The following is a 26,344-nucleotide window of genomic DNA, read 5'->3' on the forward strand; positions in this document are numbered from 1 at the left end:
CAGTTGACTGCCCGGCTCCGCTCCGACCAATGGTCCCGCCACCCAGACCCGCACCGCCGGTACCAAAACCACCCGGCTTCGCCCCCTGCTCGGCCGCCAGGGCTCCACGCCCCAGCAGCCCATCGACAACCACCGCTCCGGCCAGACCGCCGGAAAAAACACAAAGCGATACCGTGGCGGCAAAAGCCGCAAAACCAACCCGACTGCTACGCATGAGCCCCCTCGAAGCGAATCAACTTGCGGTCAAAAACACGACGCATCCTAACGTCGCACAACCTACTTCGTGCAACCGTTTTGTGACGCCAACAACAAAAATGTGACAATGTGACAGGTATATTAGAAGGGGCTGCTGAAACGGGGGCTCGCCTAATACGTGAGTTGCAAAATTTTTACGTCATATACTTGACATAATCGCGCCTCGGTCGTCATAGGTGTGCCCGGTTGCAAGCATTGCGGGAGGGAAAATGGCGCAAGTTTATGATGTGGTCCTCATCGGAGGGGGTGTCACAGGGCTCATGGCGGCCCATAAGTTAAGTGATCTGGGGATGTCAGTTGCGCTCGTCGAAAAACATCTGGTTCTTGCTTCTGGACCCTCGACGCGCAATGAGGGCTGGCTGCATCGCGGGACTTACCACGCGGCCTCGATCAAAGATCGCGCTTCGGCCATCCAGGTTGCCAGCCGGTGCATTTATGGTCACGAACAATTCAAGAGATTCGCGCCTGAGGCCATCGAAGGGCGTGACATTAAGCCGTTCGCGCTGATCAGGAACGCCGGTGCCGTCGATGAGGTTTTGTCCCGCTGGGAGGAAGCTGATGTTTACCACCGCCACGTTAGCCACGCAAAAGCAAAGGCGCTTCTCCCTGATACGGATTTGAGCGAAGCGGCTGCGATCTTTGAAGTCGCTGATGTCAGCGTGAATACCCGCCTTCTTTATCGAAAGCTTCTTTCCCTGGCGCGGAAAGCCGGTTGCTCCTTTTATCTCGGATGCGAAGTTGAAAGATTTAGCGGATCGCAAGCCGTCCTGCGGGATTCAGAAAATTCTTTAATCGAAATCCAAGCCCAGAAGTTCATTTATTCCACTGGCACCGGCGCCAAGACGCTCTTCAATGCGCTCCATCAAATCGACCTGCCCATTCGTTATTGGAAAAGCCACTTGGTCGTGACCCATCGGCTTGCCGGCCCGGGCATCTTTTTTCTCGACCCGCATGAGGCCGCGATGATGCATCATGGCGATGTAAGTATTGTCGGGTTCAATGAAGATGCGTTGTTATGTGCCGAACCCTCGTACGAAGTCCTCCCGGATAGGGCTCTCAATTTGAGAAACGGCATCAAACGATTGTTCCCGTCATGGGATGGTGACGGTATGGACATCGCCTGCGTTAAAGTCGATTTCGTCGCGGACATCAAGGCCGCGAGGTCATTGAACATAGCGATCAGCGAGCCCATTCCAGGGCATGTGTTGGTTCTTCCAGGTAAGATGACCGAGGCACCTTTCCTGACGGACGCCCTTGCGTCCTATCTCCACAATCATTTGGACAATCCGAGCATCGCGCGCAGGCCGTGTGACGAGTTTACGACCGCTGCGCCAATGCAAGAGGTAGCGTGATGTACCCCACGTTTATTGATGATGTTCGGCGCGAAAACGGTTTTTTGACGATTGGAGAAATCGGAGGGCTTGTTTCCAAGGCGAACATTGTGTTCGATCCCTTCTCCGTGCTGATATCTCGCTACGTTGAAATCGGAACTGGAAATACTTTTTATCCGTGCGTCACCATCCTGTGTGCACAGGACGCCGATCTGGCAATCGCCGACGGGAATACCTTTCACTCGAATTCGCTTTTCGAGGCGACTGCAGGAAAAATCGTTATTGGCTCCTCGAACCAATTCGGAGAAGGTGGTTTCACTGCAAAAGCCAACCGAGAAGGCGCCCTTATATCGTTCGGTGACAACGGTCGCTACATCAACGGCTGCTCGGTATTTGGACACTCTTCACTGGGATCCGGGAGCCAAATTATCGGTGCCATTGCAGTGGATAGTTGTAGTCTCGAGGCAGGCGCGTCCTACCGCGATCCGGAACCGGATCGACGTGCCGCCCTGCTGAAAGGGTTTGGCCCGGCGAAAGGGCTGACGGTCCCTGTGGGGGCGGTTATCAACGGTAAAGGCAGCTTCCTTCCGGAAGCAATTGAGCGCCAATCAAACTACCATCCTAAGGTCTAGGCCATGGAGAACATTTCATTGGGCCTCGGTCTTCTTTCGATCGGGCGAGAGTGGGGGGTTACTGCTACTCCCCCACCTCATCCCGAAGCGGCGAAGGCGCTCATTAAAACGGCTTTTGAAAAAGGAATCCGTTTTTTTGATACAGCTCCGGCATATGCCCAAAGCGAGCAGATTTTCGGGCAGGTTTTGAAAGAACGCCTGATCAATGCCGATGCGGTTATAGTGGCGACAAAGGTCGGAGAGCATTGGGACAATCTCTCAGGCAACTCATACATTGACCATAGCTTCACCGCGTTGTCGAAGAGCATTCGCAACAGCGTAGAGCTTCTGGGCAAAATCGATCTTTTACAGATTCACAAGGCCGATAGAGACAATGTACAGTCGTCGGATGTGATGAAAGCGCTGGATTTCGCAGCGGAGCTGGGCGTTAAAAAGTTCGGCGTTTCTGTTTCCGACGTCGCTACCGCCGAAGCTGCGTGCCAGACTGGGCGATACACCTACATTCAGTTTCCATTCAATCAGACGAGCACCAAGTTCGCGTCAATCTTTGACATTGTTGCTCGATATAGGGCCGTTCCCATCGTTAACCGACCGTTTGCGATGGGAGCACTCAGCTCGGAACCCGCCGAACAGTTTCGCTTTGTCATGCGGCACATGAAATCCGGCATCATCTTAACCGGAACCTCGTCGATCGGTCACCTTGTGGATAACGTCAGATCCTTCCAGAAGGCGGCGAATTGATGTGGATGGTATTCGGCATTTCGGCCGGCGCACTGCTCGGGCTCTACGACTTTTGGACAAAAAAGGCGATGACCGGAAACAGTGTGATCCCGATCGTTTTTTGGTCAGCCTTTTTTGGTGGGCTCGTATGGCTTCCAGCCTTCTTTCCGATCGCTCAAACTTTCGACCTTTATGTCGATCTTTCGAAAACATCCCTGCACGAGCAAGCGATCATTTTGATCAAAGGCTTGGCCATGACGTTGTCGTGGATTTTCGCTTATTACGCGGTTCGAGAATTACCGATGTCCTTTTCAGGTGCAGTCAGGTCCTCCGGCCCACTCTGGACGCTGGTCGGTGGAAGCCTAGTCTTCGGAGAAGACCTATCCGCACTGCAAATGTCCGCAGTGCTGATATCCGTTCTTGCCTACTACTTTCTCTCCCAGATAGGCAGGGATGAAGGCATCCGCCTGCTGCGGAGCGGCCCTATGTTCTTTATGCTCGCAGCGACGATATTGTCCGCAATGACCACCGTCTATGACAAATACATCGTCCAGCAGCTTGGCTTGCCCATATATACAATCCAGGCTTATTCTGCCGAACATCGGCTTTTTCTCGCACTCATCTTTTTTGTATGTGTGGCCGTTCGGGACAGAGCGTTGCCTTTTCTGCAGTGGTCCCTGTATGTGCCTTTAGTTGGCTTTTCATGGGTCGGCGCTGAGATAATATACTTCCTTGCTATCGCAGATCCGGATGCGAATGTAACATATCTGTCGATCTTTCGTCGAACGAGCCTCGTCATAGGGTTCTTATTGTCTGTACTTCTGCTCGGTGAGCGCAACGTAGGCCGGAAGTTCCTTATAATACTGGCAATTGTCTTATCGACCGTTCTGCTTGTCCTGAGCTGACATCCGCGTCAGCTGAAGGACTTTCTGCATCAGCTTCAAACCCTTGAACAGAGCTTTGATGCCACAGCCGCTCTCATGAAGTACGGGCAAGACTATAAGCGGTGTCCCGATCACACCTTGACCAAAATGCGTTAGGTAGTTTGGAGGAGGATTCCAGTACAGCATGCTTGGCTGGTTGATCACTGTGGGCGTGTGATTGACCCGACCTGGAGTAACTAACACGAAACCCCACGTATAGTTCGGTCTCGTATTCAAACGGGAATTCGTGCTCAAGGCTCGTTTCGAGGGAATTTATCAGGCTCCGCGCTGCGCCATACCGACGCGGCTTGATTCAAACGAGGGGGAAACTACGGAGCCGTTGAAACTAGCCTGTTAAGAAATCCCTCATACTTTCTAGGCTCAGCGAAAATGAGAGGGAACCATGAATCTAGCATCGAAACTCCTGTATGGCGACCGCTTTGCCGATGACGTGAAGAAGATCGCACGCTCGGCACTCTCTGTTGCCTCGGTCTCGTCCGAGGTAGAGGTTGCCTCGGCCCGCTATGCACGATGGTTCAGTGGCGAGACCGGCGAGCCGGAACCGATGGCGACTTCGGCGAAGAGGTTCCGCCGGATCACGGCCGACATGGCCGGGGCCGAAGTCATCGCGGTGACGAAAGAAAACCTATCCATTCTCGGCGACGATGCCAGCGGCCTGTTTACCTCGAAGCTTCCGACAGGGCACCGGATGCGGAAAGCCATCCGCTCATCCGTCCTGCCGAGCGTACCACATCTGGGAACCTGCAAGTTCGGGGAGATCGTTACAGGTCGCAGCCAAGATGCCTTCGCAGTCACGCAGATCTTCATCGCGAACTTCGACGGCGATATCGACACCACTGCCCGAGGCGGGAACCTCTACAAACCCAAGAGCCGGGATTTCGACCAGATGTTCTTCGGCCTCCATATCATCCTTGACCACGATGGAAATTTCCTCGGATTCAATCAAAAGCTTGGTGACGAGGGGGTAGCTTTCAAGACGAAGGATATCACCATCGCGCTTTACAACATTGCATCAGCAAGCACAGGGCTGTCCATGGAAGCCCTTCAGGCGCGGGCCGCAGCCAGCAAGAAGGCGATGAAGGCCTAGCTGCTCTCCTTCTCTCTGCGGCCTATCTGAGTCGCGACGAGCTTCGCCACCAGATGAACCAGGTTCTTCGCCTCGAACCTGTTTTTGAGCCTGTCTACCCGGTGCTCGATCGTCCTCGGCGACAAGTTCAAAAACTCGGCGATTTCCTTCGTGCTCTGTCCCTCGATAAGAAGCTGGATGATATTGTCATCGGTGATGTCGGTCTTCGCCTCCTGTATGGGAGAGATAAAGAAACGCCCTTCGGCCAGGCTGATACACCAGCCAGGCTTTCCGTCAGTTTTCTGCGGGAGGATAAGACGCTCGTAGCCGATCCGGACACCGAGAAGCTTCGTTCTCACCAGGTCAATCGCGGGGCGCTTTGCCTCCAGGGTCCGCGAATAGGCGGCAATGATCGCATCATCAATGAAGCGTCGGTCGAGGTCACGCAGCGCGGCATCGGGGAACCGCTGCCTCATTTGGTTTAACAGGTGGCTCCTGAAGCCGAAGTCCTTCACCCGACAGAAGCGCCAGTCATAAGGATCGTCGGCCACAGTCGTAACGACGGAGAGTGCCATTTTGATATTCAGGCGCCCGATCACAGCCGAAAAGAGGTCTCTTGGTGTGCTGGTCGCGTTGGATTGCAGCCATGCGTCAATAAGTTCTTGGGAAATCGCGTTGAATGTACTCATATCTCTATGTCGATGCCTGAAAGGATTGACTTATAAATCGTCAGTTGATGCCACCGCTGGTCGAAATCCGCGCATATCCAATACTTGCCATTCAGTCGAGTCCCTTCATACTCGAAACACATTTCTGGCTGCCTTGACTGAAGAAACGTTTTTGTCGCCGCGCCTCTGCCATGCTTGTCGCTCGCATAATTCACCGCATCATCGCGTGAATGAAACCACCGCACCACTGAATGCCAGCACTGCGAAAAACTTGGTTATATCTCTGCGATCTGAGGCGGAGCAGCATTGAGCGGGCCGTCACACAGGGCGGGCTGATAGGGTAATACCACCCTCCGAATCTTCTCGTTGTTTAAACTCTCACTGGAATCTTGCAGCCAAGACGGTAGATCCGTCGCGCCAGGGTCGAACACCCTGCGAATTGAAATATTGGAGAAACGATGAAATCCAGACCCGCGACCTTCGCCGCCATGTTGGTCGTCACATCGACCGCATTGCTTGCTCCGACATCAGCATCAGCCGAGATGTTTGACCACAACGGCTCGCTGATTATCGTGAACTACGACCACAACGATATCCGTTACGATACACCGAGCGACCGCATGGGGGACCTGGTTCGTCCTGGGGATCCAGTGTTCACCGGACGCATCCAGCGTCGAGGAACGATTGAGGGGACGGCCTACGTTTACAAGAAGGGCTGCAGCTTCATCTTCTACAAGACATCTGGCCGATACGACCCAGCCCTTCCAGGATATGTGATGACGGGTGCCGCCCCCGTGCGCGCGAAGAAGGGATGCGATGTCATCGGCTATTCGATAAAATCGCCAAACGCCAGACTGCTCTATGTGGACATCGCGGAGAAGGAAAAGCGCGAGCAGAACGACTACGCCAGATCAATCTACGAAACCGAGTCCGATCCGGATTGGATGAAGGGGTTCAAGGATCCAATGGGGAAGCCGTAGGGATCGCGACCATGAAATCCCATGCGGATGCCGTTCAAGATTGTCAACGGGCATTAACTATACAAGAGTTCGCGCCGCAGACAGGCCTCAACGAGGGTAGAATCCCCCTCCCAGTTTTCCGCAAATCTAAGACCTATGTGCGATTTTGCTCTTCGAGGGCGATTGCTCTCCTTTCTGTTTCATCATCAGGGGCTGTTTGTGATGACCGTTCAAGAAAACTCCTATTCCACCAAAAAAGCGGGAATTTTGCTATCGGCAGGGCTTGCCGTGCTTTCATTGGTGTCTGTTGCACTTCCGCTCATCAATGTCCGTATGATGGGTGTTGGCGGCGGGCTGACACTTGCTTCGCCACATTTCCTGGGAGGTGCCGCGTTCCTCCTCCCCCTGGCCTTCATGGCTGGGTTCGCGGGACGTTTCGCCCCTCAAGCGCAGCCGCATATCCGAACCCTTGAAATTTCCGGACTGGTCATCACCGTTGGCGTGGTCCTCTACGCAACCGTGACGCTCCTGAATGGGTTCAACGAGATCAACAATGCAAACCAGCAGATGTCGATGATTATGGGTTCGGCGAACGCTCGAGCGTTTTCGTCGATGGGCGGCGTATCCTTGGCAGGTGGTTGCTTCGCGCTTGCTCTGCTTCAGGCTGGTAGCGCGTGGCAGGTCTGGTCAAGGTATCGTCGCTGAATTCGGCTAACTCTATTCCCTGGAGTCTCAAGTGAAAATCGGCATTACCATAGCTATGGTGCTATGCACCGTAGCGACAGCGCAAGCGGCAGAATTCGACATCGCAGGCATGAAACTTGGCGTGAACGCCGACCAAGTGCTCGCCAGATATAAAGAGTTCCGCCCATCGATGAGACCGGCCTGAGCACGAAGATGTCTCGGCTTCGCGGACGGGCCCGTTGCGGCGATCGATGGCGCTCCCCGATCCCACACGGGCACTGGAAGACGACGACAACGGCGCACCGCAGCCGGTGGTCGAGCCGGCTTCCTCACTCTCATATCTGCTAACACCCATCGCACAGTTGTGGGGTCACCGGCGACGCGGAAGGCGATGTTTGACGAAGCCGGAACACGCGGAAGCACTGGTCGCCGAGGCGAGTCAGAGCCGCATGATGTTCGAGAACTTCTCGGGACACAGCCCTGAGCGCCCTGGGGACATCGGGTGCTTGCCTGATCTGGATCAAATCGCGCGATTCCCATACCCACTGGACCTAGTCGGCCCCAGACAGACCGCCCCTTGTTCGAAGAAAACGTGCAAATCGGTAAAATCGATCGGGCTGCATTAACCCCTGTATCATTTCGGGATGCTAGCCAGAAATAAAGACACCAGTACCGGAGTAATGCATGTCCCTGAAGCCTTTCCTTCTCGCCGCCCTTGCCGCCGTTGCCGTTTCCTCCCAGGTTTCCGCCAAAGACTTCGCTATTCCGCAGACGGTGAACGTCCCGGCCTATGATTTCCAAGGTCGAAGCATCGACATCATCGGCTTCGCTCCCGGCATGAAGGCCGATGCGGCATTGAAGCTCCTAAAGGACCGCAAGCCTGGCAAAGAAGTCAGAGGTTCGACCACCAGCATCGGCAACCGGACCGTCTCGTCGGAGAGCTTCGACAGCTATTACTATTTCTGGCAGCGGGAGAAGGAAGAGATCAACGTGTACCTCACCTCGCCCAGCGCTGGAAACGAGGTTTTTTCGGCGTCCCGCAATCTTGAATTCTGGAATGCGGAAGAACGCCCCGACTTCGAAAAATCCATCGCGGCCCTCGTCGAGAAGTATGGCGATCCGAGCAAGCGTGAAGATATTCTGCCCGACCCCAGATACATCAACAAGAAGAGCAAGACGGTCACGCTCATGTGGTATCTCGGCGGCGCAGGCAAGTGCGAACTTAAGCAGTTCGACAGCATCGTCGGCAATCTGTCCGACATCTGCAATAAAGTGACGCACACGACCGGGCCTTCGGTGAACGATTTCGCCTACACACCGGCCAAGGCGGATATGTATTCCAAGACGGCGACGGCTGGCAGTGACGTGGTGCTGGTCGCACACATTCATAACAACGACGGTAGTGATCGCGTCTTCGGAATAACGGTATCTTTCACCGATCTGAAACGCCGCTCGCTTTCCGCGAAGGCAGACATCGCCCTTGTGGAGGCCGAGCAGGCCAAGTTCGACAGCGTGAAGGTGGCCGCTCCAGAACTCTAAAGGGCGCAGTTCCACCCCTGGCGCTTGCTGTCGAAGCGGATATCCTGTTCGCCTCCAATTCTGAGAGTTCCGCCGTCCCCGTAGGCGGCTATATCTCTGCGGCGCTTCAACGATCAGCGCCATTGATCACCGACATGCGGACGTGGTTCACGCATCACCGCGCTCGCGTCGCTGGCAGGTCGACACTCGGCGAAGCGCTCGCCTATATCGCCAAATACTGGGATCGCCTTTGCACCTTCCTGACCAACGGCCGCGTCGAGATTGACAACAATGCCGCCGGACGAACCATCAGGCCGATCGCGCCAACCCGAAGAATGCTCTCCTCGCCGGACTTGACGCCGGAGCGGAAAATTGGGCGACCATCGCCTCACTCATCGAGACCCGCAAGCGAAATGCTGTCGATCCATTTGCCTATCCGGCGGGTTAAGATGTGTGACCAAGGGCTTCTGTTCGTTCATGACGGGCAGGTCGATGGACGGGCAGGATAAAGCCAAATGCTATTGGGCCAAACCGTCGTTGGGTTTCCTGTAAATATGGGCGCGACGGATGCTACGGTCAGATACTGATCGAAGCTTGTGTGGTCATGAGCTGCTTTGCTACGCCAGTGGCGATCCGCCTCTGGAAACACGTCCTGCAAAATGCTGCACAACTGTACAACTGTTCCCAACCCGGCACATCATGATGAACAACGACCTGATCGTTCCGACGACGCGAATCTGCAAAGGCGAGGCACAACTCCGGCTTCATCGACCGAAACCGGGTGTACCCAACGATCTAACATATGTTACTCCATCGTAGCTGGTAGATGATCTCCTGCTCGTGAATGAGCGAGCAACCCGCCGAGTCTATGCTGATTTATGATCCATCTGGGCTCAACTGCCACCGAGGATCACTTTTTTGCTTCTGTTTCATCGCACACCTGCTGTCCGGCTAAGGGTAGTTAGCGATCTTCGTCAGTTCGCCTATCGATCCACCGCAATGCACGCAATTGGCGGGATTATGGAAACGACCGCAGCATCGTAGAAGGTGCGACCGTAACGGCGCTAACCTTTCTGATTTTCGCAATGGCCATGGCTTGGTCGATTGTGCTCGTTGAAAACACCCGGAAACCGCATCGTCGCTAAAATCGATCGAGACGATTTAACGGAACGTAATGCGGTTCGGGATACGGAGGTCTCCGGTATCAACAGGAGTCCCCGGATGATCATCAAAGCTCTGCTCGCCATCACAGTCACGACCGCCGCAGCCACCTCGGTCTACGCCGTTGACAGCTACACCATCGAGGACACGGTGGGACAGTCCGCCGTCAGCAAATCGGCGCAGCAGGTCGACATCATCAGCATCAGGTCGGGAATGGCCGCCGCGGATGCTCTCTCGATCCTCGGCAAGGACTACGGCGGCGAGGATAAGATCGATCGGTTCAACATGAAGATCGGGACTCGTCAGGTCCAGTCACAGCAGTTCGATGTCTACTACGAAGGCGGCGAAATTCTCAAAGCAGGCAAAGCCGAGGTGTATCTGACATCCCCTGTCTCGGGCAACCGGGTATTCGCGGCGAACCGTATCGTCAACTTCAAAGTCGAAAATGGCCTTCCGACCGTCGACGCGATCAAGGCCCAGCTCATCCAGAAGTATGGCCCCCCGAGTGTCGTCAATCCCGAGCCCTTCAAAAAAGGCAACGAGGCTATGTTCTGGTATTTGGGAGGCAAGGGCGAGTGCACCGAGAAGTACGAAATCTGCACCACTGCCTACGACGGTGGGCCAAGCGGCGGCGCTGGCGGGGTACACGGAGGCTATAACATCTCCAAGACCGCAGACTACGAACGGGCTACAAAGTTCGGGGCAGACGTCGTCGTCTCTGCGCGAATCCAAACAGCCTACGGGTATCCTGACGGGGTCCGTTCCCTCCAAGTCACGTTCGTAGACCTCAATCTTCGGGCGAGGTCGGCTCGGGCGGACTTCGATCTGCTGATGAGGAAGCAAGCGGAGTTCGACGCTAAGTCCGTCGCTATGCCCAAGCTTTGAACGCATAGGCTCCATGCACCATGGGTTCGAGCGGGAGGTCAATGGCAAGCAGCTATGTCCTTTGATGAAGTGGTAGCCCAGGTCATCGCGGAGGCATCGGCTCGTGGCGTCTGATGAAAATGCGGTGTCCGGATGTTGCTGTATGGTGCGACCCGCCGCTCCGCCGAGACCGCTCAGACCGCACGAACTTCGGCAAGACGCTTGACCGCGTAGTCATCCTTCCAGCAGACGGCGGCCTCCCATGCGGCTGACGCTTATGCGGCGATGTCATACGCACTAGGTCAAGGTCGGGGGCGTCGACGTGCGCCTCATCCAGTCGATCAGCGCGACCCGGTCTGCGGTCTTGCGGACGTTGCCCGGGTTATTTGGGTTGCCGTGGACAACGCATGTCCGACGCCCGATGAGCCGTGCCCACGCTGCTCGACATCGAAGAACACCCTCGGGCGGCATCGTGGCGAGGGTGATCCTCGTTCCGGTCTCGGCTTGCAGGAGGTCGATCGACGACCGCCAATCTGGGCGCTGCGGCCAGCCCTGTGTCAATCGATGCAGTTCCCGGAGCGCTTCGGCGACGCGACGCCAGTCGGACTTCGTCTCCGGCGGTCCGCCCTCCATGTATTTCATCACCACCAGACCGTCCGCGAACATGCGGCCGTCGGTCGTCGGGATCGGCACAGGAACGGTCATGCCTTTACGGTCGAGGTATCGGAGCAGGTCTGTTTCCCATGCGAGGCCAGCGTCACTCCTGGAGCCGAGACGCCCGACGGCGGCGATCCGACCGTGGACGCGAACGCTCCACACGTCGTTGGCCGATCCACCAGCCAGTGGTTCGATGCGAACCGCGTCTTCTCCCCATCGAGCGAGTGCATCCCATCCCATTGGCTAACCTTTGCCGTCGTGATCAATTTGACGGAAGAAATAGAGGGAATTTCAGACGCCACAATGTCCCCTGAGTGCCGCCAGTCAGACATTCGCCTATCGGGCGCAATAGGCCCTGTTCGCAAGCCCCGAAAGCTCGGTTCCTTCCACGCTGCCGGTCATCGCGGTCAACTCGATCACTTCTCCGCATCCCGTATCGAATTCGAACTCGATGTAGCGGGCCGTTGGGGGATCGAATGACATCCGGGGGCCGAGGATAAGGATGTTGCGGATTTGTCGGTCGAGATCAACAACCCTGATTTTGTCCGGAGAGGAACGCGCCTCCTTTGGTTTAAGTTATGCGGCCATGGCTGGTGCGTCCAGTATGGCGTAATACTGCTCCTCGGCTTCGGCTGGGGGAATGTTTCCGATGGGCTCGAGAATTCGCCGGTGGTTGAACCAATCGACCCATTCCAGGGTAGCGAACTCGACCGCCTCGGCGTTGCGCCACGGCCCTCGTCGATGGATGACCTCTGCTTTGTAGAGACCGTTGATCGTTTCGGCGAGAGCATTGTCATAGCTGTCGCCAACACTCCCGACGGACAGCTCTATGCCTGCCTCAGCCAATCGTTCGGAATAGCGAATGGACACGTATTGAACGCCTCTGTCGGAGTGATGCACGAGGCCACCGCCGTGAACGGGACGCCGATCATGAAGCGCCTGCTCCAGAGCATCAAGGACGAAACCCGCGTGTGCCGTCCGGCTCACTCGCCAGCCGACGATGCGACGGGCGAAGGCATCGATCACAAAGGCCACGTAGACGAAGCCCTGCCAGGTGGCGACATAGGTGAAGTCTGAAACCCACAGCCTGTTTGGCGCAGGAGCTTTGAACTGGCGATTCACACGATCCAGTGGGCTCGGAGCCGATTTGTCCGGGAACGTCGTGCGGATCGGCTTTCCGCGAATGATGCCCTGCAGGCTCATCGACCTCATCAGCCGAGCGACAGTGCAGCGGGCGACGTCGAAGCCTTCCCGCTTTAATTGCCGCCAGACCTTGCGAACGCCATAGATCCGGAAGTTCTGTTCAAAGACACGACGTATCTCGATCTTCAGGGTGATATCGCTGCGGGCGCGGACCGACAGGCGGTCCACATCCAAGCGCTTGGCGAGGTTCTCGTAGTAAGTTGACGGGGCAATCGGCAATAGTCTGCAGATCGGCTCAACCCCGAACACGGTGTTCGTCGATGAACGAGATCATCGTTTGAAGGGGCGGTCGAGCTCCGCCATCGCGAAATAGGCAGACACCTTGCGCAGAATCTCGTTGGCCTGACGAAGCTCACGGTTCTCCCGCTCAAGAGCCTTCATCTTCTCGGCCACATCACTCGGCAAGCCTGCTCGTTTGCCGCTGTCGACCTCGGTCTTCTTCACCCATTCATGCAACGTGGCTGGCGAGCAGCCCATCTTGGCCGCGATAGATGAAACGGCAGCCCATCGCGACGGGTGTTCTGCTTCGTGATCCAGCACCATACGGATGGCACGGTCGCGGACTTCAGGTGAAGACTTGTTGGTTGTCTTGCTCATATCGGCTCCACTCTCTCAAAAGTTGGAGCCTCCGGCAAACCCGGTGCGGTTCAACCTGGACGATCATGGGTGTCCAAAGAAGCTCATGAAGTGCGGCACAATCAAGCGCCTGCTGCACGAAGCAGACAAGGGCGAGCGCCGCAAGCAGCGCCAGCCGCTGCCTCACTATCTCACACTGACGTCCGCCGACGAGCGCCACCAGATCGACCTCGGTGCCGGGTATTCGCTGGTCCGCCTCCTCTCACCTGCTGCGTTCGACGTCGAAGGCGCGGAGATGGCACACTGCATCGGGCGCGGGTCATACGACGAAGACCTGCTGGTCGGCGGGCATGAGTTCTACAGTGTCCGTCACGAGGACGGTGGCCGCCGTGCGACGATCCAGATTGTGCCGAAGGAAATCGACGGCCAGGTCTACGGTCAGATCAGGCAATTCGTTGGGTTCGCCAATGAGGTCCCGGAGCCGCATATCGTCGACCTCGTGAACGGCGTCATGACGGACTACGCTGGATCGAGAAGCCGCGGACGAAGAGCGAAGTCGCGTCCGACGCCGATATCCGCGAGGCATTCATCCGAGGACTTACGCTATGATGAGCTACGAGAATAAGCCCCTCGCCCCTGGGGCCAAATGCATACACGCGACGCCCACTATGGCACCGATCTGACGCTGCTTGTTGGCTTCTGAGCGAGAGAAACGATGTCTCGTTGTGTAATTAAGCGAGCACTGTGCTGGCGCGAGAAGGATATCCAGAGCCAACTCATCGCAACTGCTAGGCGACTCCGCGTACCGATCAAGAAATAGATATGGGCGACGCCCCAGATCCACCAGGCAAGCCACCCTCGAATTTTAAGATTACCAAATTCGATTACCGCTGAGTTGCGTCCAATCGTGGCCAGATTTCCAAGATGGCGATACCTGAACTCATCACGCGAAGCTTTGCCTAACAACTCCGCTCGAATGCGCCGAGCTACGTAATATCCCTGCTGCTTCGCAGCCGGCGCGATTGCCGGAACATTTGCACCGTCTTTCCATACAACGGCTGCAGTATCGCCGATCACGTAGATGTTCGTTGCGCCGTCAATTGTTAGATCAGATTTCACGATCACACGCCCGGCGCGATCGTTTGGAACCCCTAACCACTGCGCTGCATCAGATGCTTTCACACCCGCTGCCCAAATGATTGTTTCGCAAGCGATAAAGCTTGAACCGACATTTATGCCGGTTGAGGTGCAAGCCGTGACTGGGTGGCCTTTGTGGATTTCGACGCCCAGCTTGCTCAGGGATTTCTCAGCGTAGAAAGACAGATCCTCCGAAAACGTGGGAAGAAGTCTTGACCCCGCCTCAATAAGCAAGACTCTAGCTGCTCGACTATCGATAGCCCGGAATTCATCGACTAGCGTTCGCTGGGCAAGCTCCGCGATCATACCGGCTAGCTCAACCCCTGTTGGGCCAGCCCCGACAATGCAGAATGTGAGCAGTGCATTGCGGCGCTCTTCGTCACGTTCGACCTCTGCTTTTTCGAAAGCCATGAGGATTCGACGCCGAATAGTCGTTGCATCTTCAAGTGTCTTTAGCCCTGGAGCGGGCATTTCCCATTCATCGTGACCGAAGTACATGTGCCGCGCACCAGTCGCCAAAACGAGGGTGTCGAAGGCAAGAACAGTCCCGTCTGCTAATGATACGACCTGCTGATTGCGATCGATCCCAACAACCTCGCCAAGCAACGTGCGTACATTGGGACTTCCTCGGAACATCTGCCGAATTGGCCATGCGATCTCTGAAGTTGCTAGGACCGACGTGGCAACTTGGTATAAAAGCGGCTGAAAAAGATGATGATTTCGCCGATCGACTATCGTCACGTCGACTTCCAGGCCACGGAGCTGCTTGGCGACCTGAAGGCCGCCGAAGCCGGCCCCCACTATTACGATGTTGCGCCTGATCATTACGAACTCGCTTTATGAGGGATAAGATCGCCCTATTTTCTCAGTCACTCGTCAAGGAAAGAGTCCCCGAGATTGCTTGGCGTCGGTAATGCGCTGCACTCCAATTGTGATCGCCGCCCCCGGATACCTCCGGCACTCACCGGTTTGCCCGTGACGATCTCACTTACAGTTCTGCTTGGTGCATGGAGTACGTGTCCATGAACCACGCCATCACCTGCTCATTTGTTCCCATGTCGGGGGCCATCACATCGATGTGCGGGCCTACAAAAGGAATCATCTCTTGCATCTACCTGCGCGACAGAGCTTCCAGCTCACGAATTGAAAGAAGTCCGACAAGCGCGCATTTCCAACTCATCCAAACGGCCAAGGCCGCGACTTCACCGATATCAACGTTCGTTGCAAATCGCCTCCCACCTTTTGTGGGGCCGAGGGTCAAGTGATGTTGGACGCGATAGCCCTGAAAGACCGCGACTTCGCCGCTGTCGAGATGGATAGGACAAGAGATCGTTATCGCCCTTTTCGGATAGAGAAGGCGATTGCGCTGACCGTCTGGGAGATCCAGACGGTCAGCAATACGATTGAACTGGATCCTCGCCATCTCAAAGACGGGCCCGGAATAGATGTCTGTCATTTTGAAATCCAGTTGAATGACTTCTTATGCAGTAGGCGGTGCGGGATGGATGAAGGGCCAGGGGCTTGCTTCGGATCCCTTCTCGATTGGCACTTCGATGAGAACGGGAGCGTTCAGCTCCAGAGCCTCGCTGACAGCCGATTTCAGTTCACCTGGGGACGACACGCGATATGTTTTCACGCCGAAACTCTCGCCGAGTTTTACGAAATCAGGATTGGTAAGGTCTGAGCCAATGTACCGGCCGGAATAGGCTTGCTTCTGATCGCGCAATACGTTTCCGTAGGCATTGTTGTTGAACACGATTGCGACGACCGCGATGTTATGCTGCACGGCTGTGGCCAGCTCCTGCACACCAAACATGAAGCCACCATCGCCCGAGACTGAAACGACTGCCTTGTCCGGATTGCCGACCTTGACTCCAAGCGCGGTATTAAAGCCGAAACCAAGATTGTCCTGATAGCCACATGTCACGTACTGTCGAGGACCGTAGACAGGAAAAGCAAACCGGGCGGTGAAGCCCATCTGGCTGATTTCTTCAACAAAGAAACCGTCCCGCGGCAACGCCTCTCTGATCGCGTTCAAATAATCGACCTGAGGCTGAACGGCGGAGAACCGCTGTTTCGCGTTCCGATTCAACTCCGCGAACTCTTCGGTCCGTGGTGCGCTGCCGGTTGTGCCGAGGGCTTCGGTCAAAGCCGCGGTTCCAGCCTTTGCATCCGCGACAATCCCGACGTCCGGCTTCAACCGAACCATTTCCGTTGGATCGATGTCAATCCGGATCACCTTGAGGCCCTTCGGGAGCCACTTCCACCGCATGAATTCGAGCTCAAGACGGCTGCCAATACCGATGAGCACATCGGTGTCTTTCCAGTAATCGAACGCGGCGACAAAATTGAGATAGTTCAGGTGGTCGTCGCTTACCACGCCTTTTCCAGATCGATGGGACGTAACCGGCGCATTAAGCGCTTTGGCCAATTCGGAAACTTCCGCACCCGCATCAACAGCGCCACCGCCCACCATGATAAGCGGATTCTTGGCGTTTGCCAGGATAGCAGCAGCGGCCTGAATACTGTCAGGATTGACCTGCGGGTCCGCGGCGCGTCTGGTTTCAGGAAGATCGAGCTCCGGGCCTGTCATTCCAAAGACATCCCAAGGCGCCTCGACCGCTCCGGGTCCCTGACGTCCGGAGAGCATTTTTCCGATCACCTCGGCCATGACCGTTCCGGTCTGGGACTGATGATCAATCCGCTCTGCGACCTTCGTGATCCCACGCATGGTCGCCAACTGATCCGGGAGCTCGTGGAGCTGGCCCCGACCCTGGCCGATCAAGTGGGACATGATATTGCCCGTCAAACACAAAACCGGGGAATTCGCCCCATAGGCTGTGCATAGGGCGGCGCCGGAATTGAGAACACCTGGACCGGGCACAACCGTATAGGCACCGATGCGTCCAGTGGACTTCGCGTATCCGTATGCCATGTATCCCGCGCCCTGCTCGTGGCGGGTATGGATGAAGCGGATCTCGTTGCGCTTTTCATAAAGAGCATCGTTGAAGTCATACATGTGGGCGCCGGGAATGCCGAAGACAGTGTCAACACCGTTTTCGACGAGTGAACGAGCGATGGCCTGCCCTGTGGTCTCTTTGTTCTTCATAATGATTTCCAAACCTGGTTTTTGGGGATGCTCAGGCCGCCGAGCGGGTGCTCAGCGTGCCTTCTGCCGACAGAGCCTTGACGATCGCGCCAGCGTCGGAGGGCTGCATCCCCGCCAGGTTCATGCGACCGGAATCCGCCATGTAGATTCCGTGTTTGTGGCGCAATGCGACCGCCGTTTCTTTCGACATCGCCAGGTTGGAGAAAAGCCCTCGCTGGTTCGCGATGAAGCCCAGTTCCGGATGGGCAGATGCAAGGGCGGCGCGGTTACCATTGACCCGAGCGCACATTTCAACCAGCTCCTGCTTCCAGATTTCGGTTAGCTCCGCGCTCTCCAGAATCACGCGTACGATGGCCGCCCCGTGGTCCGGGGGCATCGACCAGTTGACACGAGCCAACGAAGCCATGTTGCCGTCGGCAATCTTAAGCTGGTCCGCATTGCGGCTGACAAGGTAAAGGGCACCAACACGTTCGCGATAAAGACCAAAATTCTTGTCACACGAATAGGCGACAAGCGCTTCGTCTACTGCCGCGAGGATAAGGCGGGTTGGCTCTGCGTCCGCTTCGAGGCCGTCGCCCAGTCCTTGGTAGGCAAGATCGATGAAGGGAAGGAGTTTGCGCTCAACCAGCTTTGCAGCGATCTGCTTCCATTGGTCGATATCAAAATCAATGCCAGTTGGGTTGTGGCAGCAGCCGTGGAGCAGGATCACATCACCAGCCTGCGCCGCGTCGAGTGCCTCCAAAACACGATCGAAGTCGATTTGCTGCTTGGCAAGGTCGACGAAACGATAGTCTTTCACGGTCAAGCGCGCCGACTCGAAAATCGGAGCATGGTTGGGCCAGCTTGGTGTGCCAAGCCAGACTTTCGCGCCGGGCGTGGCAGAGGCGATGAGTTCAGCGCCCAGTCGCAGAGCGCCGCTTCCACCTGGCGTCTGGATGCCCACAACGTTGCCGGCATCATGATTTGCGCCGAAAATAATCGGCTTCATGAGGTTGACGAAATTCAGGTCCCCTTCAGGCCCGAGATACCGCTTGCTGTCCTGGGTCTCGAGGAGCTGCTTTTCAGCGAGCTTGACGGCCCGCATGACTGGTGTTCGCCCCTGTTCGTCTCTGTAGACGCCGACGCCGAGGTCGACTTTGTAGCCTCTTGGATCGGCCTGAAACGCTTTGATGAGCGCAAGCAGGCTGTCGGCTGGTTGCGCGGTGAGTTTCTCAAACATGTTGTCTACCTCCTAAGAACGTGGCGTAAGCCTACAGGTGCTTTAGTGAGGTATGTTTGTAATTTTCAGCAGATAGAGATATTATCCTGCATGAAAACCATCAGATTTCCGCAAAGCATGCAGACATTTCGACATGACATCAAAGTCACACCCTCTAGATCTATTCGATGTCCGTCTCCTCGCGGCTATTCAACGCAATGCTGAGCTGACGCAGACTGAGCTGTCGCAAGTCGTCAATCTGTCAGCAGCTCAATGCTCGCGGCGGCTTGACCGGCTGAGAAGCGAGGGTTTGATCCAGAACGTTGTAGCGATCTTGAACCCAGAAAAACTCGGTTTTTCCGTTGTCGCGCACACGTTGGTTAGTCTTCGGTCCCACACAGAGGAAGGGAATGCTCAACTGCACCGCTTCATCGAAACAGCACCGGAGATTCTGGAATGCTATTCCCAGACGGGCGATGCGGATTTCCTGATGAAGATCGTGGCTAGCGACCTTGACCACCTCAGCATCTTTTTGGAACGTATGATCAAGGTCACGGGTGGACTCGCGTCGGTCACCTCAAGCATCGTCCTGCGGACCATTAAGAAGAGCACTGAACTCCCGTTACAGATTATTCAGACCTAGCGGGATCAACTACAACGACAGAAGCAGGCTATCGGCTACCTTCGATATAGCTACCCGATCCGCGATTGCGATGGCAAAACCGGACGCCATAACCATCCCGGCGATTGAAGCTGCCGGAAGAAGATAGCGCCTTCTCCGCCAAAGCGACGCCTCAAGCGCGAATTTGGTGAATGCAATTGTCATAAGAATCATCCCAACGACTGCTGGAGCGATCGTTACGGAAAAAGCATCCGAACGATAAGCCAGTATGAGGGAGCATATTGTAAGGATAGCCGATGCGACGAGCAGCAGAAGAAAACACAGCAATCCGTCTTGCTTCAGGGCGACACGGTCCGCCCTGGATTTTTCAGGATACGACATCAGTACACGCTCCCTGCGCTCGCAGAACCCTGGCTGGAGGCGGTGCGTCCGAATTCTTCAATCAGCCGCGTCGTGGCGTTCGCAAATAAAGTGACATCATTTCCAATGGCAACGAATGTTGCGCCGAGATCGACATAACGTCTGGCAAGTGACAGATCGGCAGTCAAAATACCTGCAGCTTTTCCATGGGACTGGATGCGCTGGAGAGCCTTCTCAACTTCTTTTTGGACTTCCGGGGCTCCAGGCTTGCCAAGAAAGCCCATGTCGGCTGCGAGATCCGCTGGTCCAATGAACACGCCGTCCACTCCATCGACCGATGCGATTTCATCCAGCGCTGCCAGGCCTGTGCGGCTTTCGATCTGAAGCAAGAGACAGATTTCGTCGTTGGCTGTCTGGAGGTAGTCCGGAATCCGGTTGAAGCGTGAGGCACGAGCCAGCGCGGCACCAACGCCCCGGACGCCGCGTGGGGGATAAGACACGGCTTTCACCAAATTCTCGGCGACCTCTTTGCTGTCAACCATCGGGATCAGGAGTGTTTGCGCGCCGATGTCGAGCAGCTGTTTTATGATGTATGTCTCGCCGATTGGCGGCCTGATAACCGCATGACTGGCTGAACCTTTCATCGCCTGCAATTGGGCGACCAGGAGCGGGATGTCGTTTGGTGCATGTTCGGCATCGAGAAGGAGCCAGTCGAAGCCGGCGTCGGCCGATATTTCGACGGTGTAAGGATTTGCCAGAGCTTGCCAGAATCCGGTCTGAAGCCGCTTTTCCTGAAGCGCCCTTTTGAAGGTGTTGATTGGAGCTGGCATGGTTTTCCCCTATTCGAAATGCAGGCTTACAGTTCCGTAAGGCCCGAAATCGCCTACGATCGTATCTCCATGACGGGCCTCAATCGGTCGAATGAACGAGCCGGCGAGGACCACCTGCCCTGCTTCTATTCCGTCTCCATATTGCGACAGCCGATTGGCAAGCCACGCAACACCACGAGCAGGTTGATTGAGGACGCCCGCGCCAAGCCCAGTCTCTTCGACCTCCGCGTTGCGAGACACGATGGCACCCATCCAACGCATATCCAGTTGATCCGGGTGCACAGCGCGGCCGCCCGTTACGATGCCGGCGTTCGCAGCATTGTCAGAGATCGTATCGAGGACGTTACGGGCTTTTTTCGTCTGGGGATCCACCCGAAGAATCCGCGTGTCGAGAATTTCGAGGGCTGGAGTGACATAATCGGTGGCATTGAGCACATCGAAGACGGTCACGTTCGGCCCTTTTAGAGGCGCTTTCATGATAAAGGCGATTTCAGCTTCGATCCTCGGCTGAATAAATCGGTCTTTTGGGACGACCGAACTGTCCGCAGAGACCATGTCGTCCAGCAATACCCCAGAGTCTGGAATGTTGATGTTGAGGGCATATTGCATCGCCTTGGATGTGAGACCAATTTTCCAGCCCACCACCTGACGTCCGTCGGAAACTTTCTTTTTCACCCACGCAGACTGGATCGCATAGGCATCATCCATCACCATGTCCGGATGCTGAAGTGACAAAAGCCCGGTCTGAACGCGAGTCCGTTCGGCTTCGTCCAGCGCGGCAACAGCTGTTTCTATGTCTGCGGTGGACAGCATCTCAGATCCTCTCGTCGGCAATGGTGTTGCGCAACAGACCGATACCGTCGGCCTCGACCTCAACGATATCGCCCGGCTTCAACCAAATTGGCGGATCGAAGCGTGCTCCAGCGCCAGTAGGTGTTCCGCAGACGATCACGTCGCCTGGCACGAGTGTCGTAAAGGTTGAGACGTAATTGATGATCTTCCGGAATGAGAAAATCATTCGACTGGTCCGATCACTCTGGCGGACCTCGCCATTGACCCGCGTCTCCAGCTTGATGTCCGCTAGCTGACTTTCGTCAGTATAAGGAACTATCCATGGCCCAATCGAGCCCGAGGCATCGAAATTCTTGCCTTGGGTAACGTTGAACTTGGCGTGCCGGACCCAATCCCGCAGCGTCCCTTCGTTACAGAGCGACAGAGCCGCTATGTGTGAGAGAGCCTCGCTTTCTGGAATGCGTCGGCCTTCTTTTCCGATGACGACAACTATTTCCCCCTCATAATCGAGTTGAGGGCTCTCCGGTGGCCGGATCAGCGGCTGATCGTGACCCGTGAAGGATCGCGGGAAGCGGATAAACAGCGACGGATTGGTGGGCGCTGTCTGCCCATCTTTGTATTCCTCGTTACGGTCCGGAAAATTGACGCCGACGCAGATGATCTTTTCCGGCGACGGGATTGGAATGTCCAATGTAACCGCAGCCAGGGGATAGTCGACGGGGGCCGATTGACCTTTCTCGGCCAGCATGTCCAAAGCACCTGCGGCGATAACTTCGCGCAGGGTCGGAAAACGCGGGCGGAACCTGACGGACAGGTCCACCACGCCATCTTCGCGGATTAGGCCGTAACCCTGGCGACCGGAATTGGAAAAAGATGCAAAACGGGGATGCATACGGACTTTCCTTTATTGTTCTTTTGTTGTGATGCCACCAAGGCATACGTATTTGAGCTCGAGGTAGTCATCGATGCCGTATTTGGAGCCTTCACGGCCTAGCCCGGACGACTTTACGCCGCCGAACGGTGCTTCAGCAGTGGATATCAGGCCGGTATTCACGCCAACCATTCCATATTCGAGGGCCTCGGCAACTCGAAACACCCGCGACAGATCCTTTGCGTAGAAATAGGAAGCGAGACCGAATTCCGTGTCGTTCGCCTTTTCAACCACATCAGTCTCGTTCTCGAAGCGAAAGAGCGGCGCGATAGGCCCGAAGGTTTCTTCGGATGCCACGGCCATGTCTTGCGTGACGCCTGTGAGAACAGTCGCTTCGTAGAAGGTGCCGCCAAGTTCATGCGCTTTTCCGCCTTGAATGACGATTGCGCCCTTCGATACGGCATCCTGAACGTGCTCTTCGACTTTCTTGAGAGCCGCTTCATCGATCAAGGGTCCGAGCGCAACACCCTCCTCGAACCCGTTTCCGGTCCGAAGCTTACTAACGGCTTTGGCCAGCTTTTCAGCGAACGCGTCATAGATCGTATCCTGGACGTACAGGCGATTGGCGCAAACGCAGGTCTGACCATTGTTCCTGAACTTCGCGATCAAGGCGCCTTCGACGGCTGCGTCGAGATCTGCATCATCGAACACGATGAAGGGCGCATTGCCGCCCAGCTCCAGACCAAGTTTTTTGATCGTGGGAGCAGACTGACGGTAAAGTTCGGCACCAACTTCCGTCGACCCAGTGAATGTGAGTTTACGTACGATGGGATTTGAGGTCATCTCGGCGCCGATTTCGCGAGATGAACCGGTGATCACGCTGAACAATCCTGCCGGCAATCCTGCCCGCTCCCCCAGTACCGCCAAAGCGATCGCGGAAAATGGCGTCTGAGCAGCGGGTTTCAATACCATTGCACATCCGGCTGCGAGCGCCGGGCCAGCTTTTCGTGTAATCATCGCGTTCGGAAAATTCCACGGCGTGATGGCCGCGACGACGCCAATCGGCTGCTTCATCACCAGAATGCGTTTGTCTCGCTGATGGCCGGATATAATGTCGCCGTTGATGCGTCTGGCTTCCTCGGCGAACCACTCGATGAAACTTGCCCCATAGGCGATCTCACCCTTTGCTTCGAGGAGCGGCTTTCCCTGTTCGAGTGTGAGAATGTGCGCCAAGTCATCCTGGTTGGACATTATCAACTCAAACCACTTGCGCAGGATTACGCTACGCTCCTTCGCGGTTCGCGCTGCCCATTCCTTCTGCGTTTCTTCGGCATGCGCGATCGCCGCACGTGCTTCTGCCGCCCCCAGCTTGGGAACGGAGCCGATCTTCTCACCAGTTGCGGGGTTTGTGACCGCAATGGCATCCGTATCGTTTGCTTCGATCCAGTCGCCACCAATGTAAGCGGCCTGGCGGAATAACGTTGGGTCTTTCGGGTGCATCGCTTGGTCACTCCGTGTGGGCTAAGAGAAAAGGGACACAGGGACTTGCCAATGTCCCTCGCCGTCTGTGTTCGCAACGAGATCAGGGCGCGATGATCGGTTGAGCCTTTAGAAGCGGCTCCTGGGTTGGAAGGTCGGTGAACAAACTGCCGTGTTCGAACCAAGACCTCGGCGCAGGTGCCCCCCACAATGTCTGACGCTGTGGATCCTTCAAGTCCCATTTGATCGGCTCGAGATCGGGATCGACAGTCTGGTAGTCCGAGCAGTAAATCTCGATGCGGTGGCCGTCCGGATCGAGGATGTAGAGGAAAAATGCATTAGAGATGCCGTGACGGCCTGGACCCCGTTCGATGTTTGCGAGGTATCCAGTGGTTGACATAAGATCGAGGAGATCGATGATGTTCAAAGGTGTTGGAACCCAGAATGCTGTGTGATGCAGTCGCGGGCCGACGCCGTTTGTGAACGCCATGTCGTGGACGCCACCCTTGCGATGCAACCAGGCGGCAAACAGTTTTTTGCTTTCTGCATCCTCAGTGTATTCCGTAACACGGAAACCAATGTCGTTGTAAAAGGCCACGGATGCGTCAACGTCTGGCGTGAAGCAGTTGAAGTGGTCGATCCGGAGTGGTTTGACCCCGTGATAAAGCGCGTACTTTTGATGGATAGGCGTCAGGCGATCCATTTTGAAGTAAAATTCAAGCGGGATGCCGAAGTTGTCATGGGTGCGCAGGGTGCGTCCCTGGAAAGGGCGCTCCACCCATTCCGTCTTGTGACTTTTTGTATCGAAATAGACCTTGGCTTTGTCGAGATCTTCCTCGGAATAGACCTTCAAGGCGAGGTAGCTGATTGCCGAAGTATCGCTCTTCTTGAGCACCATGCAGTGATGGCCGCGTTCTTCCATGGCACGCAGGTAGACAGTATCAGAGTCTTCGTCTGTTACCTGAAGGCCGAGCATGTCCACATAGAAGGCACGGCTGGCAGCAAGATTCTTAACAAGGAATTCGACATGGCTGAGCCGAACCGTGTTGAACGCTGGATAGAGATTGAATTGCGGGAGCGGCATGGTTTCCTCCTCGGGGCCGAAACAGCCCGTGTTCGGCGCTTTGTTGTTACGAAGCGGCCGCGCCTTTTGTTGACGCAGCCAGAGTGTCGCGAAATCCTGTCAGCCGCCCAATTTCTGGATCGCATGGGCAGTCGTGGCGAAAGCGATGTTCTTGGTTTCCATGTAGAAATCGAACGACCAGTCTCCACCGTCGCGGCCGATACCGGAATTCTTGACGCCGCCGAACGGGGTCGGCAGGTGGCGGACATTCTCTGAATTGACCCAGATCATGCCAGCCTCAAGTTGGTCGGTCAGCCTGAAAGCCCGCGTCACGTCGGAAGTCCAAAGATAACCGGTCAAACCGTACTGCACATCGTTGGCGATCTTCAAAGCATCCGCTTCGTCTCTGAACGGGATTGCGGTCAGAACCGGACCAAAGATCTCTTCCTGGGCGATCCGCATTTCATTGTTGGCACCGGTAAAGAGTGTTGGAGCGACGTAGCATCCGCCACCTGGTCCTTCGACCTTGTGGCCACCAGCGGCGACAGTTGCGCCTTCGGCTTTGCCGATCTCGACGTATTCCAATACCTTCCGTTCGTGGACAGGGTGAATCAGAGGTCCGACGACCGTCTGCGGATCGAGCGGGTGACCGACCTTGATACGTTTTGCCCTCTCGGCAACCATTTCCGTGAACTTGCCGTAGATGCTTTCTTCGACCAACAATCGGGATGAGGACGTGCATCGTTCGCCGTTGAGCGAATAGATCATGAATACGGCAGCATCCGCCGCTCGCTCCAGATCAGCGTCAGCGAAAACAATGACCGGGTTTTTGCCACCGAGCTCGAAGTGGACGCGCTTGAGCGTGTCGGCACCCTGCTTCATGATCATTGAGCCCGTCCGGCTTTCGCCAACAAAACCGATCGCCTTGATCAATGGATGTTCTGTCAGCGCTTTACCGGCGTCCTCTCCCAAACCATTGACGAGGTTCCAAACACCTTTGGGAAGGCCGGCGCTTTCGGCAATCTCGACCAGCAGGCGTGCTGTAAGCGGCGAGAATTCAGCCGGCTTATGGACGATCGTGCAACCGGCCGCCAAGGCCGGTGCAATCTTCCAGGTCGACAGCATGAATGGCGTGTTCCATGGGGTGATCACACCGACCGGTCCAATTGGGTTCCGCGTTGTCAGGTTAACCTGGCCAGGAATACGGATCGATTTGCCGTCTCTTGCTTCTGGTGCTCGGTCTGCGAAGAACCGAAAATTCTCCGCGCCACGTAGCGCTGCCTTCGCCATGAATTTCAGCGACTGTCCGGTGTCCATGCACTCAATGAACGCGATCTCCTCGGCGCGGGCAACGATCGCGTCAGCGATTTTGTGCAGGAGCGCCTTGCGAGCGTCACCAGGCATTGCCGCCCAGGCGGGAAATGCCCCGGATGCGGCTTTGGCAGCACGATCGACGTCTGCCGCTTTGCCATGGGCGACTTGCGCCAGAGGCTGCAAGTCGACGGGCGAGATTGTCTTGAACGTAGCACGATCTAAAGCAGGGACAGCTTCTCCGGCAATGTGATTGAGGACGCCGTCGGTCCGAAACCGGGCAAGATAGGCCTCGGCCTTTTTCTTGTTGTCTTCAAAATTCGTCATGAGATCT

General features: G+C 55.9%; 22 protein-coding genes, 6 pseudogenes and 1 other annotated feature. Of the genes and pseudogenes, 13 read left to right on the forward strand and 15 right to left on the reverse strand.

Annotation, left to right across the window (positions count from 1 at the left end; translation table 11 throughout):
- Positions 1-214 (reverse strand): annotated as a pseudogene (locus tag MOV61_RS11815) (hypothetical protein); the annotation flags it as partial.
- A 250-nt stretch (positions 215-464) separates the two neighbouring features.
- On the opposite strand from MOV61_RS11815, the gene MOV61_RS11820 reads away from it, so the two are divergent.
- From MOV61_RS11820 to MOV61_RS11840, 5 genes are all read left to right on the forward strand, one after another.
- Complete coding sequence (locus MOV61_RS11820; protein ID WP_247136704.1) at positions 465-1,607, forward strand: FAD-binding oxidoreductase; 1,143 nt, start codon at positions 465-467, stop codon at positions 1,605-1,607.
- A complete protein-coding gene (locus tag MOV61_RS11825) occupies positions 1,607-2,218 on the forward strand; it encodes an AraC family transcriptional regulator (RefSeq protein WP_247136705.1) in 612 nt (203 codons plus the stop codon). The genes MOV61_RS11820 and MOV61_RS11825 overlap by 1 nt, the downstream gene beginning before the upstream one ends.
- A gap of 3 nt (positions 2,219-2,221) precedes the next feature.
- Positions 2,222-2,959: an aldo/keto reductase gene (locus MOV61_RS11830; RefSeq protein ID WP_247136706.1), complete on the forward strand. Its 738-nt coding sequence runs from the start codon at positions 2,222-2,224 to the stop codon at positions 2,957-2,959.
- Complete coding sequence (locus MOV61_RS11835) at positions 2,959-3,843, forward strand: DMT family transporter (protein WP_247136707.1); 885 nt, start codon at positions 2,959-2,961, stop codon at positions 3,841-3,843. The genes MOV61_RS11830 and MOV61_RS11835 overlap by 1 nt, the downstream gene beginning before the upstream one ends.
- A gap of 469 nt (positions 3,844-4,312) precedes the next feature.
- Complete coding sequence (locus tag MOV61_RS11840; RefSeq protein ID WP_247136708.1) at positions 4,313-4,969, forward strand: DUF6656 family protein; 657 nt, start codon at positions 4,313-4,315, stop codon at positions 4,967-4,969.
- Here MOV61_RS11840 and MOV61_RS11845 read toward each other — a convergent pair.
- Entirely contained in the window at positions 4,966-5,637 is a 672-nt protein-coding gene (locus MOV61_RS11845; RefSeq protein WP_247136709.1) for a helix-turn-helix transcriptional regulator, read from the reverse strand. The genes MOV61_RS11840 and MOV61_RS11845 overlap by 4 nt on opposite strands.
- A gap of 437 nt (positions 5,638-6,074) precedes the next feature.
- Between MOV61_RS11845 and MOV61_RS11850 the strand changes: the two genes are divergently transcribed.
- The 6 genes and pseudogenes from MOV61_RS11850 to MOV61_RS11875 all read left to right on the forward strand — a co-directional run bounded on the left by MOV61_RS11850 (position 6,075) and on the right by MOV61_RS11875 (position 10,823).
- Positions 6,075-6,596, forward strand: coding sequence for a hypothetical protein (locus tag MOV61_RS11850; RefSeq protein ID WP_247136710.1), 522 nt, complete (start codon positions 6,075-6,077; stop codon positions 6,594-6,596).
- 162 nt (positions 6,597-6,758) lie between these two features.
- Positions 6,759-7,280 (forward strand): hypothetical protein, encoded by a 522-nt coding sequence (locus tag MOV61_RS11855; RefSeq protein WP_247136711.1) that lies wholly within the window; start codon positions 6,759-6,761, stop codon positions 7,278-7,280.
- Between the two features lie 165 nt (positions 7,281-7,445).
- Positions 7,446-7,553: pseudogene (locus MOV61_RS11860) on the forward strand (IS630 family transposase); the annotation flags it as partial.
- 480 nt (positions 7,554-8,033) lie between these two features.
- On the forward strand, positions 8,034-8,798 hold the full coding sequence (locus tag MOV61_RS11865) for a hypothetical protein (RefSeq protein WP_247136712.1): 765 nt from the start codon (positions 8,034-8,036) through the stop codon (positions 8,796-8,798).
- 107 nt (positions 8,799-8,905) lie between these two features.
- Positions 8,906-9,213: pseudogene (locus MOV61_RS11870) on the forward strand (transposase); the annotation flags it as partial.
- Positions 9,214-9,998: 785 nt separating this feature from the next.
- On the forward strand, positions 9,999-10,823 hold the full coding sequence (locus tag MOV61_RS11875; RefSeq protein ID WP_247136713.1) for a hypothetical protein: 825 nt from the start codon (positions 9,999-10,001) through the stop codon (positions 10,821-10,823).
- A gap of 173 nt (positions 10,824-10,996) precedes the next feature.
- Here MOV61_RS11875 and MOV61_RS11880 read toward each other — a convergent pair.
- Positions 10,997-11,699 (reverse strand): annotated as a pseudogene (locus MOV61_RS11880) (phosphotransferase enzyme family protein).
- 336 nt (positions 11,700-12,035) lie between these two features.
- Positions 12,036-13,259 (reverse strand): annotated as a pseudogene (locus MOV61_RS11885) (IS3 family transposase).
- Positions 12,867-12,978 (reverse strand) — a sequence feature (AL1L pseudoknot). (Overlaps the previous pseudogene by 112 nt.)
- Positions 13,260-13,302: 43 nt before the next feature.
- Between MOV61_RS11885 and MOV61_RS11890 the strand changes: the two are divergent.
- Positions 13,303-13,863, forward strand: coding sequence for a hypothetical protein (locus tag MOV61_RS11890; protein ID WP_247136714.1), 561 nt, complete (start codon positions 13,303-13,305; stop codon positions 13,861-13,863).
- 41 nt (positions 13,864-13,904) lie between these two features.
- Here the strand turns inward: MOV61_RS11890 and MOV61_RS11895 are convergent, their stop codons facing one another.
- The 4 genes and pseudogenes from MOV61_RS11895 to MOV61_RS11910 all read right to left on the reverse strand — a co-directional run bounded on the left by MOV61_RS11895 (position 13,905) and on the right by MOV61_RS11910 (position 18,703).
- Positions 13,905-15,200 carry an NAD(P)/FAD-dependent oxidoreductase gene (locus MOV61_RS11895; RefSeq protein ID WP_247136715.1) on the reverse strand — a complete coding sequence of 432 codons (1,296 nt, stop codon included), beginning with the start codon at positions 15,198-15,200 and terminating at the stop codon, positions 13,905-13,907.
- A 110-nt stretch (positions 15,201-15,310) separates the two neighbouring features.
- Positions 15,311-15,831: pseudogene (locus tag MOV61_RS11900) on the reverse strand (Glu/Leu/Phe/Val family dehydrogenase); the annotation flags it as partial.
- A gap of 24 nt (positions 15,832-15,855) precedes the next feature.
- Positions 15,856-17,484 (reverse strand): thiamine pyrophosphate-dependent enzyme, encoded by a 1,629-nt coding sequence (locus tag MOV61_RS11905; protein ID WP_247136716.1) that lies wholly within the window; start codon positions 17,482-17,484, stop codon positions 15,856-15,858.
- Between the two features lie 31 nt (positions 17,485-17,515).
- Positions 17,516-18,703 (reverse strand): amino acid aminotransferase, encoded by a 1,188-nt coding sequence (locus MOV61_RS11910; protein WP_247136717.1) that lies wholly within the window; start codon positions 18,701-18,703, stop codon positions 17,516-17,518.
- 133 nt (positions 18,704-18,836) lie between these two features.
- Between MOV61_RS11910 and MOV61_RS11915 the strand changes: the two genes are divergently transcribed.
- Complete coding sequence (locus tag MOV61_RS11915; protein ID WP_247136718.1) at positions 18,837-19,325, forward strand: Lrp/AsnC family transcriptional regulator; 489 nt, start codon at positions 18,837-18,839, stop codon at positions 19,323-19,325.
- 9 nt (positions 19,326-19,334) lie between these two features.
- On the opposite strand, the gene MOV61_RS11920 is transcribed toward MOV61_RS11915, so the two are convergent.
- The 7 genes from MOV61_RS11920 to hpaE form a co-directional block, all read right to left on the reverse strand.
- Positions 19,335-19,685: a hypothetical protein gene (locus MOV61_RS11920; RefSeq protein ID WP_247136719.1), complete on the reverse strand. Its 351-nt coding sequence runs from the start codon at positions 19,683-19,685 to the stop codon at positions 19,335-19,337.
- On the reverse strand, positions 19,685-20,494 hold the full coding sequence (gene hpaI, locus MOV61_RS11925) for a 4-hydroxy-2-oxoheptanedioate aldolase (protein ID WP_247136720.1): 810 nt from the start codon (positions 20,492-20,494) through the stop codon (positions 19,685-19,687). The genes MOV61_RS11920 and hpaI overlap by 1 nt, the downstream gene beginning before the upstream one ends.
- Positions 20,495-20,503: 9 nt before the next feature.
- Positions 20,504-21,307, reverse strand: a complete 804-nt coding sequence (gene hpaH, locus MOV61_RS11930) for a 2-oxo-hept-4-ene-1,7-dioate hydratase (RefSeq protein ID WP_247136721.1) — start codon at positions 21,305-21,307, stop codon at positions 20,504-20,506.
- Between the two features lies 1 nt (position 21,308).
- Positions 21,309-22,178: a fumarylacetoacetate hydrolase family protein gene (locus MOV61_RS11935; RefSeq protein ID WP_247136722.1), complete on the reverse strand. Its 870-nt coding sequence runs from the start codon at positions 22,176-22,178 to the stop codon at positions 21,309-21,311.
- 12 nt (positions 22,179-22,190) lie between these two features.
- Positions 22,191-23,657 (reverse strand): NADP-dependent succinate-semialdehyde dehydrogenase, encoded by a 1,467-nt coding sequence (gene gabD, locus MOV61_RS11940; protein ID WP_247136723.1) that lies wholly within the window; start codon positions 23,655-23,657, stop codon positions 22,191-22,193.
- Positions 23,658-23,739: 82 nt separating this feature from the next.
- Complete coding sequence (hpaD, locus tag MOV61_RS11945; RefSeq protein ID WP_247136724.1) at positions 23,740-24,720, reverse strand: 3,4-dihydroxyphenylacetate 2,3-dioxygenase; 981 nt, start codon at positions 24,718-24,720, stop codon at positions 23,740-23,742.
- 99 nt (positions 24,721-24,819) lie between these two features.
- Complete coding sequence (hpaE, locus tag MOV61_RS11950) at positions 24,820-26,337, reverse strand: 5-carboxymethyl-2-hydroxymuconate semialdehyde dehydrogenase (protein WP_247136725.1); 1,518 nt, start codon at positions 26,335-26,337, stop codon at positions 24,820-24,822.
- Between the last annotated feature and the right edge of the window lie 7 nt (positions 26,338-26,344).

Source organism: Neorhizobium sp. BETTINA12A (assembly GCF_023006485.1).
Taxonomy (GTDB): Bacteria; Pseudomonadota; Alphaproteobacteria; order Rhizobiales; family Rhizobiaceae; genus Neorhizobium.